The 19366-nt window shown below is 70.6% G+C and carries 18 protein-coding genes; 5 read left to right on the top strand and 13 right to left on the bottom strand.

Features of this window, described 5'->3' with window-relative positions; all coding sequences use genetic code 11:
• Positions 1-4: 4 nt before the first annotated feature.
• Positions 5-1120 carry an MFS transporter gene (locus ACIBKY_RS36870; RefSeq protein WP_397104149.1) on the top strand — a complete coding sequence of 372 codons (1116 nt, stop codon included), beginning with the start codon at positions 5-7 and terminating at the stop codon, positions 1118-1120.
• On the opposite strand, the gene ACIBKY_RS36865 is transcribed toward ACIBKY_RS36870, so the two are convergent.
• A complete protein-coding gene (locus ACIBKY_RS36865; RefSeq protein WP_397104147.1) occupies positions 1117-2004 on the bottom strand; it encodes a LysR family transcriptional regulator in 888 nt (295 codons plus the stop codon). The genes ACIBKY_RS36870 and ACIBKY_RS36865 overlap by 4 nt on opposite strands.
• Before the next feature lie 70 nt (positions 2005-2074).
• Here ACIBKY_RS36865 and ACIBKY_RS36860 point away from each other — a divergent pair, with 70 nt between their 5' ends.
• Complete coding sequence (locus tag ACIBKY_RS36860; RefSeq protein WP_397104145.1) at positions 2075-3364, top strand: FAD-binding oxidoreductase; 1290 nt, start codon at positions 2075-2077, stop codon at positions 3362-3364.
• A 272-nt stretch (positions 3365-3636) separates the two neighbouring features.
• On the opposite strand, the gene ACIBKY_RS36855 is transcribed toward ACIBKY_RS36860, so the two are convergent.
• From ACIBKY_RS36855 to ACIBKY_RS36840, 4 genes are all read right to left on the bottom strand, one after another.
• Positions 3637-4482: an aldehyde dehydrogenase family protein gene (locus tag ACIBKY_RS36855; protein WP_397104143.1), complete on the bottom strand. Its 846-nt coding sequence runs from the start codon at positions 4480-4482 to the stop codon at positions 3637-3639.
• 179 nt (positions 4483-4661) lie between these two features.
• Positions 4662-6083, bottom strand: a complete 1422-nt coding sequence (locus ACIBKY_RS36850) for an aldehyde dehydrogenase family protein (protein ID WP_397104314.1) — start codon at positions 6081-6083, stop codon at positions 4662-4664.
• 2 nt (positions 6084-6085) lie between these two features.
• Entirely contained in the window at positions 6086-7015 is a 930-nt protein-coding gene (gene deoC, locus ACIBKY_RS36845) for a deoxyribose-phosphate aldolase (RefSeq protein ID WP_397104141.1), read from the bottom strand.
• A gap of 56 nt (positions 7016-7071) precedes the next feature.
• Entirely contained in the window at positions 7072-8118 is a 1047-nt protein-coding gene (locus ACIBKY_RS36840; protein ID WP_397104139.1) for a hypothetical protein, read from the bottom strand.
• A gap of 151 nt (positions 8119-8269) precedes the next feature.
• Here ACIBKY_RS36840 and ACIBKY_RS36835 point away from each other — a divergent pair, with 151 nt between their 5' ends.
• Positions 8270-8416 carry a hypothetical protein gene (locus ACIBKY_RS36835; RefSeq protein ID WP_397104137.1) on the top strand — a complete coding sequence of 49 codons (147 nt, stop codon included), beginning with the start codon at positions 8270-8272 and terminating at the stop codon, positions 8414-8416.
• A gap of 199 nt (positions 8417-8615) precedes the next feature.
• Complete coding sequence (locus ACIBKY_RS36830) at positions 8616-11474, top strand: AAA family ATPase (RefSeq protein WP_397104135.1); 2859 nt, start codon at positions 8616-8618, stop codon at positions 11472-11474.
• Here ACIBKY_RS36830 and ACIBKY_RS36825 read toward each other — a convergent pair whose 3' ends face one another.
• The 5 genes from ACIBKY_RS36825 to ACIBKY_RS36805 form a co-directional block, all read right to left on the bottom strand.
• Complete coding sequence (locus ACIBKY_RS36825; protein ID WP_397104133.1) at positions 11475-12041, bottom strand: TMEM165/GDT1 family protein; 567 nt, start codon at positions 12039-12041, stop codon at positions 11475-11477.
• A gap of 220 nt (positions 12042-12261) precedes the next feature.
• The gene (locus tag ACIBKY_RS36820) at positions 12262-13293 is read right to left on the bottom strand and encodes a UDP-N-acetylmuramate dehydrogenase (protein ID WP_397104131.1); all 1032 of its coding nucleotides are present in this window, start codon (positions 13291-13293) and stop codon (positions 12262-12264) included.
• Positions 13294-13343: 50 nt separating this feature from the next.
• Positions 13344-14552: a hypothetical protein gene (locus ACIBKY_RS36815; RefSeq protein WP_397104129.1), complete on the bottom strand. Its 1209-nt coding sequence runs from the start codon at positions 14550-14552 to the stop codon at positions 13344-13346.
• A gap of 34 nt (positions 14553-14586) precedes the next feature.
• Positions 14587-15015 carry a MaoC family dehydratase gene (locus tag ACIBKY_RS36810; protein WP_397104127.1) on the bottom strand — a complete coding sequence of 143 codons (429 nt, stop codon included), beginning with the start codon at positions 15013-15015 and terminating at the stop codon, positions 14587-14589.
• A gap of 1 nt (position 15016) precedes the next feature.
• Positions 15017-15466, bottom strand: a complete 450-nt coding sequence (locus tag ACIBKY_RS36805) for a MaoC family dehydratase N-terminal domain-containing protein (protein ID WP_379630370.1) — start codon at positions 15464-15466, stop codon at positions 15017-15019.
• A 202-nt stretch (positions 15467-15668) separates the two neighbouring features.
• Here ACIBKY_RS36805 and ACIBKY_RS36800 point away from each other — a divergent pair, with 202 nt between their 5' ends.
• On the top strand, positions 15669-16754 hold the full coding sequence (locus tag ACIBKY_RS36800; protein ID WP_397104125.1) for a calcium:proton antiporter: 1086 nt from the start codon (positions 15669-15671) through the stop codon (positions 16752-16754).
• A gap of 292 nt (positions 16755-17046) precedes the next feature.
• Here ACIBKY_RS36800 and ACIBKY_RS36795 read toward each other — a convergent pair whose 3' ends face one another.
• The 3 genes from ACIBKY_RS36795 to ACIBKY_RS36785 are packed head-to-tail and all read right to left on the bottom strand — an operon-like array spanning position 17047 to position 19212.
• Positions 17047-17532, bottom strand: coding sequence for a DinB family protein (locus ACIBKY_RS36795; protein WP_397104123.1), 486 nt, complete (start codon positions 17530-17532; stop codon positions 17047-17049).
• 20 nt (positions 17533-17552) lie between these two features.
• Complete coding sequence (locus ACIBKY_RS36790; RefSeq protein ID WP_397104121.1) at positions 17553-18296, bottom strand: ABC transporter permease; 744 nt, start codon at positions 18294-18296, stop codon at positions 17553-17555.
• The gene (locus ACIBKY_RS36785) at positions 18277-19212 is read right to left on the bottom strand and encodes an ATP-binding cassette domain-containing protein (RefSeq protein ID WP_397104312.1); all 936 of its coding nucleotides are present in this window, start codon (positions 19210-19212) and stop codon (positions 18277-18279) included. Before ACIBKY_RS36785 ends, ACIBKY_RS36790 begins: the two co-directional genes overlap by 20 nt.
• Positions 19213-19366: the final 154 nt, after the last annotated feature.

Here is a 19366-nt window from a genome sequence, read left to right as displayed (position 1 = left end):
TGCTGTGGGAAATTTCGCTGTTGGGACGGGCATGTTCGTCACGGCGGGACTTCTCCCCCCGATCTCCCGCGACCTGCAGATCTCCGTCGCGGCGGCCGGGCAGCTGGCGACGGTGTTCGCGCTGGCCTACGCCATCCTTTCGCCCGTGCTGGCGGCGCTCACGGCCAGGTTGCCGCGCAAACGCCTGCTGGTGATCGCGCTCGCCGTCTTCATCCTGGGCAACGCCTTGACCGCCATCGCCCCCACCTACCCCTTGATCCTGGCCACGCGGGTGATCGCGGCGGCCGGGGCGGCCATGTTCACGCCGACCGCCTCCGGCGTCGCCAACGCGCTGACCTCGCCAGAACGCCGGGGCCGCGCGCTCGCGCTGGTGATGGGCGGGCTGAGCGTCTCCTCGGCGATCGGGGTGCCGCTCGGCACGTGGCTCGGCGGGGCCGGGGGCTGGCGTTCGACGATCTGGCTGGTGGTGGCGCTCGGCGTCGTGGGCCTGATCGGCGTGGCCGTACTGGTGCCGGAAGTGGTGATCCCCTCCTCGGGACGGCTGCGCGACCGCTTCGCCCCGCTGGCCGACCGAGGCGTGGCGGCGGTGCTGACGACCCAGTTGCTGATCTTCTCGGCGGGATTCACCGCCTACACCTACATCGGCTCCCTCCTCGACCTGTCGCTCCCCGCGGTGTTGTGGGCGTGGGGGCTGGGCGGGATCATCGGCAACCAGCTCGGCGGCCGCCTCACCGACGCCTACGGCCCACGCCGGATGGTCTTCCTGGGCCTCGTCACCGTGACCGTCTTCCTCGCCCTGATCCCGGTCGCGAACCTGTCCCTTCCGATCGCCCTGGTCTGGGCCTTCCTCTGGGGAACGGTGGGCTGGCTGATGGCCCCCGCGCAGCAGTACCGGACGGTCGCCGCGGTCCCCGACAGCGTGCCGATCGGACTGGGGCTGCTCTCATCGGCCCAGTACGCGGGCCTGTTCGTGGCCGGCCTCACGGGCGGCCTCGCCTTGGAGTGGTACGGCAGAGCCGGTGTGATCATCCTCTCCACCGGACTGGGCGTGGCCGCGGTGCTGTTCACCTTGGCCACCTACCGCCGCGCACCGGCGGCCGTGGCGCGGGCGGCGAGCTAGCCCGGCCCGCCCATCGTCGCCCTGGCATGCTCGACCAGCGCACGGGCCGCCGGCCCCGCGGGCTGGTCGGTACGCCAGGCCAGCCCCATCTGCCCCCGCATGGCGGGCTCCCGGATCTCCAGCACGTGCAGGTCGCGATGCCGCGAGGTCGCCGACCGCGGCAGGATCGCCACCCCGAGCCCGTGGCCCGCCAGCTTGGCGAGAAAGTACGGCTCACTGGCCTCGAACGCCACCCGGGGCCGGAAGCCCGCACCGGCGCAGGCCGACTCGAGTATGGACCGCAACCCGGTCCCCGGCGGCAACGTGATCAGCGTGTGATCCCGCAGCTCCGGCACCGTGACGGAGTCCCGCCCGTCAAGCTCGTGCCCATGCCCGACCGCCGCCACGACGTCCTGGTCGATGACCACCTGGGTCTCCACCCCTGCGGGCAGCGGCGCCCCGAGCCCGAGCAGGGCCAGGTCCACCTGCCCGGCCGCCAGCGCCTCGGCGAGCGTGACCGGATCCATCTCGTTGAGCGTGATCTCGACAGCCGGATGCTTGGCGTGGAAGTCCGCCAGGAGCCCGGCCAGGTCCAGCGCCCAGGGCGCGGTCACCACGCCCATGACCACCCGTCCCCGCAGCAGCCCCGTGAACTCGTCCACGACGTCGCGCATCCCGGTCACCGCCCACAGCGCGGCCCGCGCGTAGGGCAGCACCGCCCGCCCCACCTCGGTCAGCGTCACACTGCGCCCCGACCGGTCGAACAACGGCTGCCCCAGCTCCCGTTCCAGCTGCTTGACCTGGGCGCTCACACCGGGCTGCGCCACATGCAGCTTGGCCGCGGCCTTGGTGAAACCGCCCTCCTCGACCACCGACACGAAGTACTCAAGCTGCCGCAGTTCCATAACTGTGGATTATAGCTACGAGCAGAAACAGCTCTTGGACTTATGGAAAGCCCCTCGGCAGGATGGCCGTATGGCTCACACCATCACCGCGGACTCCGACCAGTACGACAGCGAGCGGACCGGCTTCCAGCTCTCCGCCCGCCATCGCCCCGACGTGATCTTCGCCGCGGAGGACGCCGCCGACGTCCGCGCCGCCGTCTCCCACGCATCCGCGCACAACCTGCCCGTGGCCGTCCAGGCCACCGGCCACGGCCTGGCGGTCGCGGGTGACGGCGGCGTCCTCGTCACCACAGGAAGGATGAACGGCGTCCGCGTCGACCCGGCGGCCAGGATCGCCTGGATCGAGGCGGGCACGCCGTGGTCCAGGGTGATCGAAGCCGCCGCCCCCCACGGCCTGGCCCCGCTGTCCGGCGCCGCCCCGGCGGTGGGCGCGCTCTCCTACACCCTCGGTGGCGGCATCGGCCTCATGGCGCGCGAGCACGGCTACGCAGCCGACCACGTCAGGGCGATCGAGGTGGTGACCGCCGACGCCGAACTCGTCCTGGCCACGCCCGACAAGGAACCCGACCTGTTCTGGGCCCTGCTCGGCGGCAGGGGCAACTTCGGCGTGGCCACGGGACTGGAGATCGCCCTGTTCCCGGTGACGACCCTGTACGGCGGCGCACTGTTCTTCGACGGCTTCGACGCGGTGCACGCCTGGCGCGAATGGGTGGCGAACGTCCCCGAGGAGATGACCTCGTCCGTGGCCGTCATCCCGTTCCCCGACGCCCCGTTCGTCCCCGAACCCCTGCGCGCCCGCCGGGCAACCCACATCCGCATCGCCTACGCGGGCCCGGCGGAGGAGGGCGAGCGCCTGATAGAACCACTTCGCGCGTACGGCCCGCGCCTGATGGACAAGGTGGAGGAGATCCCCTACACCCGATCGGACATCATCCACAACGACCCGACCGACCCGGTGGCCTCCCAGTCCTCCCACAGCCTCCTGAGGGAACTGCCACCCCAGGCGGTCGAGGCGGCAAGGTCCCTGACCGGCACCATCGTGGAAATCCGCCACCTGGGCGGAGCCCTGTCCCGCCCACCGGTCACACCGAATGCCATAGGCAACCGGAACGCGTCGTTCCTCTATGGGGTCGTGTCCAGAGGCAGCGAGGTCCCCCCAGAGCACGCCCAGACCGAAGCCGCCCTACGCCCCTGGTCGACCGGCGGAAAGGCACTGAACTTCCTGTTCGCCGCCCACGCGACGGAAGAAAACGTGAAGAAGGCCTTCGAGCCGGCGGCATACGAACGCCTCAGGGACCTCAAGACGACCTACGACCCGGCCGACCTGTTCCGCCACACCCACCACATCCCACCCCGCTAGACCTCCCCGACAGGCCGCTCGAAGAAACCGGCCGAGGGAGCCGGCCGAAGAAACCGGTCGAGGAGGCCGGTCGAGGGGGCCGGCCGAAGAAGCCGGTCGAGGGGGCCGGTCGAAGGAACCGGTCGAGGGGGCCGGTCGAGGGGGCCGGCGAAGGCCGTGACGGCGGGCACCACGTCCGACGTGAGAAGCGACCCCCACGATCGGCGCCCGCCCACGCCGGCGGGTGGCGTGGGCGGGGGCTCGCCGTAAAGGATAAAAGCCCTTAAAGAGGGTCAGATCCCGATCGGGTGCCAGACGGTTTTGGTTTCGAGGAAGCGGGTCATGCGGGAAAGGGACGGGTCCGGGGACCAGTCCTCGGTGGTGGGGCGGAAGACGCGTTTGAGGTTTTCCGCGGCCTCCTGCTCGCACTTCAGCGCCAGGTCAGGATCCTCGACCCCGCCGAGGTCCAGGCCGTTGACGTCCATGTGCGCGGCCAGCCACGGGGCCAGTTCCGACTGGTGGCCGGTGAGGAGGTTGACCACCCCGCCGGGCAGGTCGGAGGTGGCCAGCACCTCGGCCAGCGTGATCGCGGGCAGCGGCGCGTTCTCCGCGGCCACCACCACGCAGGTGTTCCCGGTGACGATGACGGGCGCGATCACGGAGATCAGCCCGAGCAGCGGGTCGGCGGGCGCGACGACCGCGACCACCCCGGTCGGCTCCGGCGTCGAGAGGTTGAAGTACGGCCCCGCCACCGGATTCGCCGCCCCGCGCACCGAGGCGATCTTGTCCGACCACCCGGCGTACCAGACCAGCCGGTCGACGGCCGCGTCCACCCGCTCGGCCGCGGCCTTCTTGGGCCCGCCCAGTTCCTCGGCGAACTGCGCCCGCCGCCCCTCCAGCATCTCCGCGACGCGGTAGAGGATCTGCCCCCGGTTGTACGGCGTGGCCGCCGACCACCCGGGGAAGGCCTTGCGGGCCGCCACCACGGCGTCACGGGCGTCCTTGCGCGAGGCACGCGCCGCGTTGGCCACGAACTCGCCCTTGGCCGAGGTCACGACGTAGGACCTTCCACTCTCGGAGCGCGGGAACGCCCCGCCGATGAACAGCTTGTAGGTCTTGCGAACGGCCAACCTACTCATCGCCGCGCCCCCTCCACGTGATCTCCTGGGTCAGCTGCACAGGAGCGAAGATCTGACCACACCTGCTGACGCCGCAGCGGTGCGCGAACCACCCGGTACGGCCGGGCCGCCCGGCCCTGGCGAAGGCGTGTCCCCGGGTGGCCTGCCCGCGGCGGATCCTGCGTCTGCCACGCTTGTGCTCACACATCGAGGTAGGCCTCCAGCCCGGCGAGCCCGCCTTCCCTGCCGTAGCCCGACTCCTTGTACCCGCCGAAGGGCGAGGTGGGGTCGAACTTGTTGAAGGTGTTGGCCCACACCACTCCGGCACGCAGCCGGTCGGCCATCCACAGGATGCGCGAACCCTTCTCGGTCCAGACGCCGGCCGACAGCCCGTACGGGGTGTTGTTGGCCTTTTCCACGGCCTCGGCCGGGGTGCGGAAGGTGAGCACCGACAGCACCGGCCCGAAGATCTCCTCGCGGGCGATGCGGTGGGACTGGGCGACGCCGGTGAAGAGGGTCGGCGGGAACCAGAAGCCCTTCTCCGGGATGTCGCATGGGGGCGACCAGCGCTCCGCGCCTTCCGAGTCCCCAATTTCCGACATTTCACGAATCTTTGCCAGCTGCTCGGCGGAGTTGATGGCGCCGATGTCGGTGTTCTTGTCGAGCGGGTCGCCGAGCCGCAGCGTGCCGAGGCGGCGCTTGAGCGCGGTCAGCAGCTCGTCCTGGACCGACTCCTGCACCAGCAGCCGCGAGCCGGCGCAGCACACGTGGCCCTGGTTGAAGAAGATGCCGTTGACGATGCCCTCGACGGCCTGGTCGACGGCGGCGTCCTCGAACACGATGTTCGCGGCCTTGCCGCCGAGTTCAAGCGTGAGCTTCTTGTCGGTGCCGGCGACGGTGCGGGCGATGATCCGCCCGACCTCGGTGGAGCCGGTGAAGGCTACCTTGTTGACGTCGGGGTGGGCCACGACGGCGGCGCCGGTCTCGCCCGCGCCGGTGACGATGTTGACCACGCCCGGCGGCAGGTCGGCCTGCTGGCAGATCTCCGCGAACAGCAACGCGGTCAGCGGGGTGGTCTCGGCCGGCTTGAGTACGACGGTGTTGCCGCAGGCCAGCGCCGGAGCGATCTTCCAGGCCAGCATGAGCAGCGGGAAGTTCCAGGGGATGACCTGACCGGCCACGCCCAGCGGCCTGGTACCGAACCCGGCGTGCTCCAGCTTGTCCGCCCAGCCCGCGTAGTAGAAGAAGTGCGCCGCGACCAGCGGCACGTCCACGTCGCGCGACTCGCGGATGGGCTTGCCGTTGTCGAGCGACTCCAGCACGGCCAGCTCGCGGGCCCGCTCCTGGATGATGCGGGCGATGCGGAAGATGTACTTGGCCCGTTCGGAACCGGGCAGCGCGCTCCAGACGCCGAACGCCTTGCGCGCGGCCTGGACCGCGCGGTCCACGTCGTCGGAGGTGGCGGTGGCGATCTCGGCGAGCTTCTCCTCGCTCGCCGGATTGATCGTCTTGAAGGGGGTGCCGGACCCCTCGGCGAACTCGCCGTTGATGAACAGCCCGTAGGACGGCTTGATGTCGACGACATCGCGCGACTCGGGCGCGGGCGCGTATTCGAAGGCCATCATCAGTCCAGGGTGAAGTAGTCGGGGCCCGCGTAGCGGCCGGTGGCCAGCTTCTCTCGCTGCATCAGCAGGTCGTTGAGCAGCGATGAGGCGCCCAGCCGGAACCATTCGGGCGTCAGCCAGTCCGCGCCCGCGGTTTCGTTGACCAGGACCAGGTTCTTGATGGCGTCCTTCGTGGCGCGGATCCCGCCCGCGGGCTTCACGCCCACCTGGCGGCCGGTGGCGTCGCGGAAGTCGCGCACGGCCTCCAGCATGATCAGCGTCACCGGGAGCGTGGCAGCCGGGGCCACCTTGCCGGTGGACGTCTTGATGAAGTCGGCGCCGGCGATCATGGCCAGCCAGGACGCGCGCCGTACGTTGTCATAGGTCGCCAGCTCGCCTGTCTCCAGGATCACCTTCAGGTGCGCCTGGCCGCAGGCGGCCTTCACCGCGACGATCTCCTCGAAGACCTTGAGGTAGTCGCCCTCCAGGAAGGCGCCGCGGTCGATCACCATGTCGATCTCGTCGGCGCCCGCCGCCACGGCCAGCGCGGTGTCGCTGACCTTGACCTCCAGGGAGGAGCGCCCGCTCGGGAAGGCGGTGGCCACCGAGGCGACCTTCACCCCCGAGCCCTTGACGGTCTCGGCGGCGACGGCCACCAGGTCGGGGTAGACGCAGACCGCCGCGACACGGGGCGCGCCGCCACCAGGACGCATCGCCTTGGTGCACATCGCCCGCACCTTGCCGTGTGTGTCCGCGCCTTCCAGCGTGGTGAGGTCGACCATGGAGATGGCCAGGTCGATGGCCTGCGCCTTCGCGGTCGTCTTGATGGATCGGGTGCCGAGCATCGCCGCTCGCTGGTCCGCGCCGACCCGGTCGACGCCGGGCAGGCCGTGCAGGAAGGCCCGCAGGGTGGTGGCGGATGCCGCCACGTCCGCGAGCGAGGTAGTCACAGTTGACACCCCCACAGCATCGCCGACCGGGCAGGCTACCTCCAAACCGGATCAGGTCACCGATAGCTGAGGATCAGCTGGCGCGTCACTCCAGCCTCACGCGCTTCGGCCGTGGCCCACATCGTCCTGGTTCCCGGCACGTTGGCCAGGCCGTTGAGCGTGACCTTGCCGACCGGGGTCCGCGTCCAGCGTCCGCCCTGGTAGTGGGTGAGCACGTCCGGCAGGTCCTGGCGCCGCGTGGCCAGCCACAACCCTCCGGCGCCGTCCGGCGCGACCCTGGTATAGGACGTGCCGGCCGGGCGGTGGGCCAGCCGTACCCAGGAGGTGCCGTTCCAGCGCAGCACCACGGCCTCACGCATGACCCGTTCCTCGCCGATGATGAAGGAGATTCCGCCCACGGCGTACGCCTCGTCCGGCCCGAGCGCCACGATGTCGTGCAGTTCCGCGTAGGCGTCGCCGACCCGCGACCGGCTGGGCAGGGAGATCGACGGCACCGGCGAGCGCCGCCACCCCGCGTCCGTCAGCCGCAGGACGGACGCGGCGTGCGCGGGCGACTCGGCTCCCAGGCTGCTGAGCGCCCACACGTCCTTACGGGAGGAGGCGGCGAAGTCGGTGATCGGCAGCGGGGCGGCCACCTCCGTCCAGCGCCCGCCCCTCCAGTGCCACACCACGTCGCGCAGCCCGCGCGGGCCGAGCCGCAGCCCCGCCGCCCAGCACTCCGACGGCCCGGTGGCCAGCGCCGCCGTCGCGTGCGCGCCCTCGGCCTCGATCGGGCGCGCGTACCACTTGCCGCCGGTCAGCTGGCGGGCGTCCACCCGGGCCGGGCTCTGCACGAACTGCCAGGCCGTACCCCGTCCGGCCGCCGTCACCAGGTACGGCACGGCGCCGCCCGCCGTGTTCCGCCAGGCTTTGCCGTTCCATCGCAGCAGGGGCCGGCCGGTCCTGACCACCCAGGCGTCGTCGCCGCCGGTGGCGCCCACGTCCTGATAGCCGCCCAGGGATCCGTCCGTCCTGGAGACCCGCCAGGCCGCTTCCCCGGCCGCGGCGGGCACCGCCGCCACCAGCGAGAACAGCGCCAGCGCGGCGATCGCGATGCGTCTCATGGGCCATCATCGTGGCCTGCCTTAGGCAGGTGGCAGGCGTGTCCTAGGTAGGGGTAAGCCGATGGTTCGGCAAGAGATAAGGCATCCGACCGATGTGGCCGGCCGGGCCTTAGGAGGAGTGTTAGGGGTGCAGACGACAAAGGAGAAAGAAATGAACCCCGAGCTCGACTTCCAGCTGATGAAGAGCCAAGCCGGTGAGCTTCGGCGGGCCGCCGCCGAGCACCGCAGGGTACGTGAGGCGGAGCGCCGCAACAAGTCCGAGCGCCGCTCGGTCTTCGGCAAGCGCCGCGTGTCATGACCCCCACAAGAGTGCCCGGCCGCAACCTCCCTCGCGGCCGGGCCTCACACCCTCCTTGACCCGACGGGGCAAGCCCCTCGATACATCCCCCAACCCCGCCGCCTCCGGCCAAAAGCCATCCGGTCGGTCCCTGCGCCTCCGGTCAGCGCCTCCATAAATGCGGCGAAAGCTACAGGTAAGGCGTGACATGCTGGATGACATGCTGGGACGTATGGTGAGTCCCGTCTTCGTCGGGCGGGAAGCGGAACTCGCCCACCTCGCCGACGCCATGGACGCGGCCAGGCAGGGCACGGCCACGGCCGTGCTGCTCGGCGGCGAAGCCGGTGTGGGCAAGACCCGGCTGGTGCAGAAGTTCGCCGATCGGGCCGCCCAGGACGGCGCCCACGTGCTCTTCGGGGGCTGCGTGGAACTGTCCACCGACGGCCTCGCCTACGCGCCGTTCACCGCCGCGCTCAGGCAGCTCGTCAGGGAGATGGGCACCGCCAGGATCGCCCGTCTCCTGCCGGAGGGCGCCGAGCGCGACCTGGCCAGGCTGCTGCCGGAATTCGGCGAGCCCACCGTCGACGGTGACACCGACACCGGCCGCGCCCGGCTGTTCGAGCAGTTCCTCACCCTTCTGGAACGCCTGGCGGAGTCCCGCCCCACGGTCCTGTTCATCGAGGACATCCACTGGGCCGACCGCTCCAGCCGCGACCTCATCGCCTTCCTGAGCCGCAACCTCGCCGCCGCCCAGGTCCTGATCGTGCTCACCTACCGATCCGACGACCTGCACCGCCAGCACCCGCTGCGCCCCGTCCTGGCCGAGCTGAGCCGGGTCAGGGGCGTGCTCAGGCTCGACCTGCCCCGCCTGTCGCAGGACGAGGTGGCCGAGCAGATGACCGGGATCCTGGGCAGGACCCCCGAGTACGCCAGAGTCGAGAAGGTCTTCGAGCGCAGCGAGGGCATCCCGCTGTTCGTCGAGGCGCTGCTCGACGACCCCGACGGCGACTGCGCCTTCCCCGACTCCATGCAGGACCTCATCCTCAGCGCCGTCGAGCGCCTGCCCGAGGAGACCCAGCGCGTCCTGCGGGTGGCCGCCGCCGGCGGCATCCGGATCGGCCACGCCCTGCTCGCCGCCGTCAGCGGCCTGTCCGACCTGGAGCTGGAGTCCGCCCTGCGTCCTGCCATCGCGGGGAACGTGCTGCAGATCGCCGACAACCGGGCCTATGTCTTCCGGCACGCGCTGATCCGCGAAGCCGTACACGAGGAGCTTCTGCCCGGCGAGCACCAGCGGCTGCACGCGCGCTACGCCGAGGAGATCTCCCGCGACCGCAAGCTCGTCCCGCCCGGTCGCGCCGCCGTCGAGCTGGCCCACCACTGGTACGGCGCGCGCAACGACGAATGGGCCCTCATCTCCGCCTGGGAGGCGGCCCGCAAGTCGATGAAGGCCTTCGCCTACGCCGAGGCGATCCCGCTGCTCGAACGTGTGCTCATGCTCTGGGACAAGGTGCCGGGCGCGGCCGGGCGCATCGACGCCGACCACTCGTACGTGCTGGAGAAGGCCGCGCTGGCCGCGGGCAACAGCGCCGAGGTGGATCGCGGCGTGAAGTTCGTGCGGGCGGCGCTCGCCGGGCTCGACGAGGACACCCAGCCCGACCGCGTGGCCATGCTCATGGTGCGCTGGGCCGGGTTCAAGATCTCCAAAGGCAAGATGGGCGTGGTCGAGGACTTCCACAAGGCCCTGGAACTGGTCCCCGACCACAGCCACCCGCGCGCCGAGGTGCTGACGAAGCTCAGCCAGCACCTGATGCTGCAGGGCGAGGTCGAGGAGGGCACCGCCAGGTGCGAGGAGGGCCTGCTCATCGCCAGGGACATCGGCGACGAGCACCTGGAGGGCGAGCTCCTCATGAACCTCGCCCTCGGTCAGGCCATGGCCGGCGGCAGCATCGCCCAGTACGAGACCAACCAGCTCGCCCGCGAGATAGGCGAGCGCATCGACTCGCCCCGCCTCATCCTGCGCTCCGTCGGCAACAACATCGACGCGCTCAACGACCTCGGCCGCTCGGAAGAGGCGCTCGAACTCTCCTACGAGGGCGAGCGCATGGCCAAGAAGTACGGCCTGATCAGGACCATAGGCGTCTTCATCCTCAACAACCGCGCCGAGGCCCTCGAACTTCTCGGCCGCTGGGACGAGGCGCTGGAGACCGCGGAACGCTCACTGAGGTTCGGACCCAGCCTGCGCACCCGCCACCACATCCTGCGCGTCCAGGCCGACATCGCGCTGTCGCGCGGAGACCTGTCGACGCTGGAGAGCAGCCTGTCCGAGCTGGGCGTGCTCAAGGAACGTCCCGAGGACTTCGTCCAGGACATCACCTCAAGCTCCCGCCTGCACATGGGCTGGCACCTGCTGAAGGGCGAGCCCGAGGCGGCGCTGGAGGTCGCCCACCGGGTGCTGTCGCGGCCGTCGCAGTCCAGCAAGTCGGCGCTCGGCTGGCGGCTGCTCTCCCTCATCAGCCACGTCTGCGACCAGGCCGAAGCCCTCGACGCCACGCTGTCCGAGCACGTACGCGGCCACGCCGCCGAGGTCGCCGCCACGCTACGCATCTCGGGCCCGCCCGCCGAGGCCTACCGCCTGACCTACACCGGCGACTTCGACGCCGCCGCGGCCGCGTGGGAACGGCTGCGCCGCCCGCACGCCCAGGCCAAGGCGCTCCTGCACGCCGCGACCATCGCCGCCCAGTCGGGCGACCGCGAGGGCGCCGCCACGCGGCTGCGGGTCGCGCAGCCGCTGGCCGAGGCGCTGCGGGCCACCCCGCTGGTGGAGGAGATCGAGATGCTCAGCCGGCGGGTGGGCGGCGCCTCCGCGCCGTCGGCGACGTCGGAGCTGCTGACGCCCCGGGAGCTGGAGGTTCTCCGGCTGGTGGCGCTGGGGCGCAGCAACCGCGACATCGCCGCCGAGCTGTTCATCTCGGCGAAGACGGTCAGCGTGCATGTCTCCAACATCCTGGCCAAGCTCGGTGTCTCCAGCCGCGGCGAGGCCGCCGCGGCCGCGTACCGGCTGTCGCTGCTGTCGTCCTAGCTACCAGATGGCGTCGGCCAGCAGGATGATGCCGAAGACGGCGAACGCCGCGGCGGCGCCGTAGCGGATGGCCTTCTCCGGCAGGTGCTTGCCGAGGATCCGCCCGACCACGATGGCCAGGGCGTCCGCGGCGACCATGCCGACCGTGGAGCCGATCCAGGTGCCGAGCCAGCCGTGCTGCGTGGCCAGGACGATCGTGGCCAGCATCGTCTTGTCGCCCAGCTCGCTCAGGAAGAACGCGACCGTCACCGCGATGATCGCGTTCCTGGTGGTGCGCTGGGCCTTCTTCGACTCCTCTTCGGTCAGCTCGTCGCCGCGCAGCGTCCACAGTGCGAAGCCGAGGAAGGCGACGCCGGCCGCGACCGAGATCGCGGTCGTGGGCAGGGCGTCGCCGATGAGCCCGCCGACGGCCACGCTGAGCAGGTGGACGACGGTCGTGGCGATGGTGATGCCGATCAACACCGGCCAGGCCTTGAACCGGGTGGCGAACGTCATCGCCATCAGCTGGCTCTTGTCACCCAGCTCCGCCACGAAAATGGCCACAAGACTGATCCAGAACGCTTCCAACGGTCCTCATTCCTACGGACCGGACCGGAGCGCCTGCCGGGGCACGACTCTTCGGCCCGGCATGACAGCCAGGCCGAAGGTCTCGTCCGCCTGTGAAGGCCCACGTGACCGGGCGTCGGGACGCCAGTGTGTCGATCACGTGATTTGGGACTACTCCCCTTCGGAATATCTCGGCAATTTTAACAGGCCGAACCCCGCGAATGTTCCTCAGGCGAGGGTGTCAGAGCTCACAGCCGACCATCACCGGCTCGTTGACCAGCCGCACCCCGAACTTCTCCGCGACCCCGTCGCGCACCTCCCTGGCCAGCGCCAGCAGGTCGGCCGCGGTGGCCGAGCCGTCGGGGTTGGTGAGGGCGAGCGTGTGCTTGGTGGAGATGCGGGCGGGCCCGCGACGGTACCCCTTGGGGAAGCCGGCCTGCTCGATCAGCCACGCGGCCGGCACCTTGACCGTGCCGTCGGGCAGGTCCCAGCGAGGATGGCCGGGCGCGCGCAGCTCCAGCTCGGCGGCCTGGGCGGGGGCCAGGATCGGGTTGGTGAAGAACGATCCGGCGCTGCGGGTGTCGGGGTCGGCCGGGTCGAGCACCATGCCCTTGCTCCTGCGCAGGGCCAGGACGGCCGCGCGGGCGTCCGCGAGCCCCACCCGCTCGCCCATCGGCACCCCGAGGCGCGCGGCCAGCTCTTTGTAGGCCACCTCGCCCGACAGGTCGGAGATGTCCAGGACGTAGGTGACGCCCAGCACCACGTGCCGCGACAGGTCCCGCTTGAACGCGCTGTCGCGGTAGGAGAACCCGCACCGGCGGGCCTCGATGTCCACCACCTGCCGGGTCTTGCGGTCGTAGGCCCGCACGCAGCGGACGGTCTGCGACACGTCCTGCCCGTAGGCGCCCACGTTCTGGATCGGCGTGGATCCCACCAGGCCCGGGACACCGGACATGCACTCGATGCCGGACCAGCCCTCGGCGACCGCGCGGGCCACGAGCGCGTCCCAGTCCTCGCCCGCCTCGACCGTGAGCAGCACCTGCCCGCCGTCGCGCTCGGCCCGCACCCCGGTCGAGGCGACCTTGACCACCAGCCCGTCGAAGCCCTCGTCGGGCACGACCAGGTTGCTGCCGCCGCCCAGCACCAGCGTGGGAACCCCGTCGCGGTCGGCCTCGGCCACGAAGGAGACGAGCTGCTCCGCCGTACCGGCCTCGACGAACTCGCGGGCCGGGCCGCCCAGGCCCAGCGTGGTGTACGGCGCCAGCATCTCCATGGGGCCCTAGCTTATGAGCCCCCCGCGATGCGCGGCACCCGGCGCCCGCGTCAGGAGGGGCGCAGCAGGCGCAGGACCCGGTCGTAGGTGCGGCGGGACTCGCGTTCGCGGTAGTCCTGGTCGACGTCGTGGTAGCCGTGGTGGCGCGGGGCGTGCACGGGGAGCGTCTCCTGCGGCACCACCAGCTCGCCGTCCAGGCCGAGCGAGAGCTCCAGGTCGGCGTTGCGGTAGTAGCGGGCGTCCTGCGGCATGGCGGCCAGCGCCTCGGCCCGCCGTACCGCCATCAGGTAGCCCATGAGCGCGCGCACCCGTCCAGGACCGGCCTCGTGCCACGTGTGGCCGTCCGCGTCGGGGTCGGCGCCCTTCCACCCGGCCGCGACCGCGCCGTGCTGGATCGCCGCCGTCAGCGGCGTGAGCGCGTCGCCCGTGAGGATCGTGGAGGTCTCCATCAGGACGTGCACGTCCGAGGTGTCCAGCCGCATCAATGCCGTACGGCAGGCGCCCCACCCGGCCGACCCCCCGAACCAGTGCGGCAGCTCGGCCACGTGCCAGACGGTCACCCGCTCGGGCCGCCGGGCGGCGAACTCGTGCAGGACGTCGCCCACGCCGTCCCGGTTGCCCAGGTCGAGGGCGAGCACGGCGGCGTCGGTGTGCTCAAGCAGCGCCTCCACGCAGGCACGCACGTCGTCCGGCCGGCCGTCGGCGATCAGTCCCACCGAGACGGTGACGTCGGCGGTCTCGGCGCGTTGCCGCTCCTGGTTCACCCCGGCGTCGTCGAGCCGGTTGGCGGCCAGGCTGGCGTCCCAGATCCGCTGCGCGTGGAGCATGTCGTCCTCCGGCGTCCCGCTCGATCCGGGGTCGCCGGAGAAGCCCAGCTCGGCGGCGGGATCCTCCTGGGCGCCCGCTTGGGCGTCCGCTTGAGGATCCGCTTGGGCGCCCGTTTGAGTCCCCGTTTGGGGGCCCGCGTTGCCGCCGGTCGTGTCGCGGCCGGTGCCCGAGGTGGGGGCGACGGCCCGCGGGTTGAGATGGCGGGGCGGGCGGGCGTCGGTGACGGCGGTGATCGGGATCGAGCGGACGGTCGGCCAGATGGTGTAGGGCGGCTTCTCGCTCAGCGTGTAGCCGTCGGGGGCGTCCTTGACCAGCCACCCCTCGCGCTCGATCCGCGCGCGCAGCTCGTCGGCGAGCGCGTGGTCGCGCTCCGCCCTCGCCTTCACGCGCTGCTCGGCCAGCTCGATGACGTGGTGCGGCACTTCACTCATACCGACCGCCCTACCCCAGGACAGGCCGCCTCTATCAGGACAGCTGAACCACCGCACGCGCCTTGGACAGCACATTGGCGTCCGCGGACTTGGCCACCAGGGCGATGACGACCCGCTTGTCCTCCAGTTTCTCCTCCACGACGCCGCTGACGGTGATCGTCGCGCCCTCGTCGTCGTCGGGCACGACCACCATCGAGGAGAACCGCACCCCGTAGTCGACCACCGCGCCGGGATCGCCGGCCCAGTCGGTGACGAACCGCCCCGCCTGCGCCATCGTGAACATGCCGTGCGCGATGACGTCGGGCAGGCCGACGGTCCTGGCGAACCGCTCGTTCCAGTGGATCTGGTTGAAGTCGCCGGAGGCGCCCGCGTACATGACCAGGTTGAGCCGGCGCACCGGGTAGTCGGCCGCGGGGATCTGCTGGCCGACCTCGACCTCGTCGTACTTGACCGTCGCCGTCATCTCAGGCCGCCCCTCCACGCTCGACGATGGTGTTGTAGGTGGTGCAGACGGGTTCGCCGGCGACGGTGCTGACCTCGCTCCTGATCGTGAGCAGCTCGTTGCGCCCGGCGCTGCGGATGTCGGTGATCGTCGAGCGGGTGACCAGCTCGTCGCCGGGGTAGATCGGCCGCGCGTACTCGAACCGCTGCTCGCCGTGGACCACCATCGCGAAGTTCAGCCCCAGCTCGGGGTCGGCCAGGGCCTCACCGCCGCTCTGCAGGCTGAACACGATGGGGAAGGTGGGCGGCGCCACCACGTCCGGATGTCCCGCGGCCTGCGCCGCGTCCCGGTCGCGGTAGATCGGGTTGTGGTCGCCGATCGCCGCGGCGAACTCGCGGATCTTCACCCGGCTGACCTCGTACGGCGCGGCGGACGCATACGACCGCCCCACGAAATCACGGTTCAAGGCCATTCGTGCCCCTTCACGCGTTCCTGAGCTTTGACCCGACCGTAACAGAACAAGGTTCGGCTGTCGCCGTCTCGACTCCATCATGAACCGCCTGGACCCACGACTGCCCCGGCATTGCCGCACGATGACCCTGAGCACGGATGATGCCCGATCGCCCAACCGGACAGAAGTGAACAGACACTCCACTTAGGGCATGATCTATACCATGCGCCGTTTCCTTAACTGGACCACCGCCGTCCCCCTCCTCGCACTTCTGGCGCTGGCTCTGACATGGGGACGGGAACCGCCGATGGTCGTCGTGATCATCGTCGCGGTGCTTCTGGCCGGGGCGGTACTGGCGGCGGTGCACCACGCCGAGGTCATCGCGCACCGCGTCGGCGAGCCGTTCGGCTCCCTGGTGCTCGCGGTCGCGGTCACGGTGATCGAGGTGGCGCTGATCGTCAGCCTGATGATCAGCGGCGGCGAGAAGACCGCGACGCTCGCCCGCGACACCGTCTTCGCAGCCGTCATGATCACCTGCAACGGCATCGTCGGACTGTCCCTGCTCAGCGCCACGCTCCGGCGACGGGTCGTGGCGTTCCACGCCGAGGGCACCGGCGGCGCGCTCGCCACCGTGGCCACGCTCGCGACGCTCAGCCTCGTGCTGCCGACGTTCACGACCAGCGCCCAGGGACCGGAGTTCTCCCCCGGCCAGCTCGCCTTCGCCGCCGTGGCCTCGCTCGCGCTCTACGGCCTGTTCGTCCTCACCCAGACGGTACGGCACCGCGACTACTTCCTCCCCGTCACCCACGACGGCCAGGCCATGCCCACGGATGCCCACGCGCCCAGGCCCACCACCAGAACCGCGACCGCCAGCCTCGGCCTCCTCCTGATCGCCCTCGTCGCCGTCGTCGGCCTGGCCAAGGTCGAGTCACCGATCATCGAGAGCGCCGTCTCCGAGGCCGGGCTGCCGCACGCCGTCGTCGGCGTGGTGATCGCGCTGCTGGTCCTGCTGCCCGAGACCATCGCCGCGGTACGGGCGGCCAGGCGCGACCAGCTCCAGATCAGTCTCAACCTGTCGCTCGGCTCGGCGATGGCCAGCATCGGCCTGACGATCCCGGCCATCGCGCTCGCCTCGATCTGGCTGGAGGGGCCACTGGTGCTCGGGCTCGGCGGCACCCACATGGTCCTGCTCGCCCTGACCGTCGGCGTCTCCACCCTCACCGTGGTGCCGGGGCGGGCCACGTTGCTGCAGAGCGGCGTCCACCTGGTGTTGTTCGCCGCGTTCCTGTTCCTGGCGGTCAGCCCGTGACCTCTCGACGACCTGGCCGGACTTCGGGGGTTGGCTGCTTGGCCGGACTTCGGGGGTTGGCTGCTTGGCCGGACTTCGGGGGTTGGCTGCTTGGCCGGACTTCGGGGGTTGGCTGCTTGGCCGGTCTTCCGGGTTGACCACTTGGCCGGTTGACGTGGCGCCGTTGCGGCGGGCGCCACGTCCGGCGTGAGAAGCGATCCCCACGATCGGCGCCCGCCCACGGCGGCGGGTGGGGGTGGGGTGGCGGAGCCGTAATGGATGGTCCGCCCTTGAGTTTTGCCCCTTAGTTCGGCTATCCCATCGACTTCTGGCCGTCGATGGACTCGCGGATGATGTCGGCGTGGCCGGCGTGCTGGGCGGTTTCGGCGATGATGTGGAGCATCACGCGGCGGACCGACCAACGCACCCCCTGCTCGAACCACGGTGCCGCGGGCAGCGCGTGCGAGGTGTCGAGGTCGAGCGTGCGGGCGAGCTCGTTCGTGGCCTGAGCCACCGACTCGTAGTGCTTGAGCAGGGCGTCGAGCGTTTCGCCCGCGTCCATTCTGAACTGCCCCTCCCAGTCGACGGGCACGCTCTCCATGTGCTCGGCACCGCCGACGGCGAAGCGCGCCCAGCGCTCCTCCACGTTCGCGACGTGCTTGACGAGGCCGCCCAGGCACAGCGCGCTGGCCGTGGGCGTGAGGGCCGCCTGCTCGTCGGTGAGCCCCTGGACCGTGTGGCGCAGGAACCCGCGGTGCTTGTCCAGCGTCTGGACGAGGTCGTCGCGCTCGCTCGACATGTCCTCACCCCTTCCGGGGTCTAGATGCCCTTGCGCATCGCCCGGGTTCCGGCATAAAGCCCGATCAGGGCCACCAGGCCGGCGGCCGCTGCGCCGTACAAGACAGAGATATCACCCAGGTGACCGGAGAAGAGCGAACGTTGTGCGTCGACGAGATATTTGACGGGGTTCACGTACCCGACGATCCGCAACCACGTCGGACCGGAGTCCACGGGCAGCAGCACTCCCGACAGAAGGAGCAGCGGGAACAACGCCCACTGCGTGACCAGATAGAACATCGTGCCGTCCGGCGCCGACTTGAGCGCCAGCACGAACGACAGTGACCCGAGCCCCACCCCCAGCACGATCAGCAGCGCGAGCCCCAGGATCACCCCGGCCAGGTGCAGTTCGAAGCCGAGCGGCAGCGCCAGCAGGATGATCAGCACGGCCTGGAGGAACAGGACGGCCATCTCCTTCAGCGTCCGGCCGACCAGCATGGCGGTGCGGTTCAGCGGCGAGACCATGAGGCGTTCGAGCGAGCCGCCGATCGCCTCGGTGAGCAGGTTGTAGCCGGAGCCCATCGGCCCGGTCAGGCACATCATGACCAGGATGCCGGGCACGAACCACTGCCACGAGGTGTTCGTCGCCCCCTTCAGCAGCGAGCCGAACAGGAACAGGAACAGCAGCGGCTGCAGCATCTCGAAGACCAGGTTCGTCGGCTGCCGGAGCGACGGGGTGAACTCCCTGGTGAAGACGGTCGCGGTGTCACGCAGGAACGTCGTCATCGGCCAGGCTCCTTCCGGTCAGCGCGAGGAACACGTCGTCGAGGGTCGGGCGCTTCGTCTCGGCCGCAGTGACCTTGATCTCGTGCGCGTCGAGGGTTCTGAGGCATTCGGGCAGCGCGGCCGGGGCGTTGGCGACGCGTAGCTTCACGGTGCCGCCGTCCGGTTCGCCGCCGGTCAGCTCCGCTGCGCGGGCGGCGTCCGGGGTGGTCAGGATGATGTGGTCGCCGGCCAGGTCGTTCTTGAGCTGCTCGGCGGTGCCGTCGGCGATGATCCGGCCGTTGTCGATGATGATCACCCGCTCGGCCATGGCGTCGGCCTCTTCCAGGTAGTGGGTGGTCATGAAGATGGTCATCCCGATCGCTTCGCGCAGGCGCAGGATGTGCGACCAGACCTCGGCGCGGCTGGTCGGGTCGAGGCCGGTGGACGGCTCGTCCAGGAAGAGCAGCTTGGGTTCGTGCACCAGGCCGATCGCGAGGTCGAGGCGCCGGCGCTGGCCGCCGGAGAGCGTGCCCGGCTGGCGCTTGGCCATATGACTGAGGTCGAGCATGTCGAGCACCTCGTCGGCGCGGCGGCGCGCCTGCGGGATGGGCAGGCCGTAGCAGCGGCCCTGCGCGACGAGTTCGTCGCGGACGCGGTAGTTCTCGCCCGCGCTGTTCTTCTGGCCGACGTAGCCGATGCGGGCGCGCACGCCGGACGAGTCGGTGGCGATGTCGTGCCCGGCCACCGTGGCACTGCCCTTCGTGGGCGGCAGCAGCGTGGTGAGCATGCGCAGGGTGGTCGACTTCCCCGCGCCGTTCGGGCCCAGGAAGGCGACCAGCTGGCCGTCCTCGATGTCGAGGTCGATCCCGCGTACGGCGTCGACGGTCTCTTTTCGTTTCAATGTGAAGCTCCGGGTGAGTCCCCGGGCGCTGATGATGGGCATGGCAAACAGCCCCTTGCTTGGGAGGCGGGCGGATTTCCCCAAGCTTGCGCACGTCAGCGAGGTTTAGGCAAACGCGAACATTACATTCACATACGGCGCTGACCTGCGGAAACGCTATGTAGGCCGTGAAGCGAAACAGCGCTTCGAC

This window comes from Nonomuraea sp. NPDC050394 (genome assembly GCF_044459065.1).
Taxonomy (GTDB): Bacteria; Actinomycetota; Actinomycetes; order Streptosporangiales; family Streptosporangiaceae; genus Nonomuraea.
Note: the sequence above shows the minus strand (reverse complement) of the source record. Positions and strands in the feature narration are given on the sequence as shown.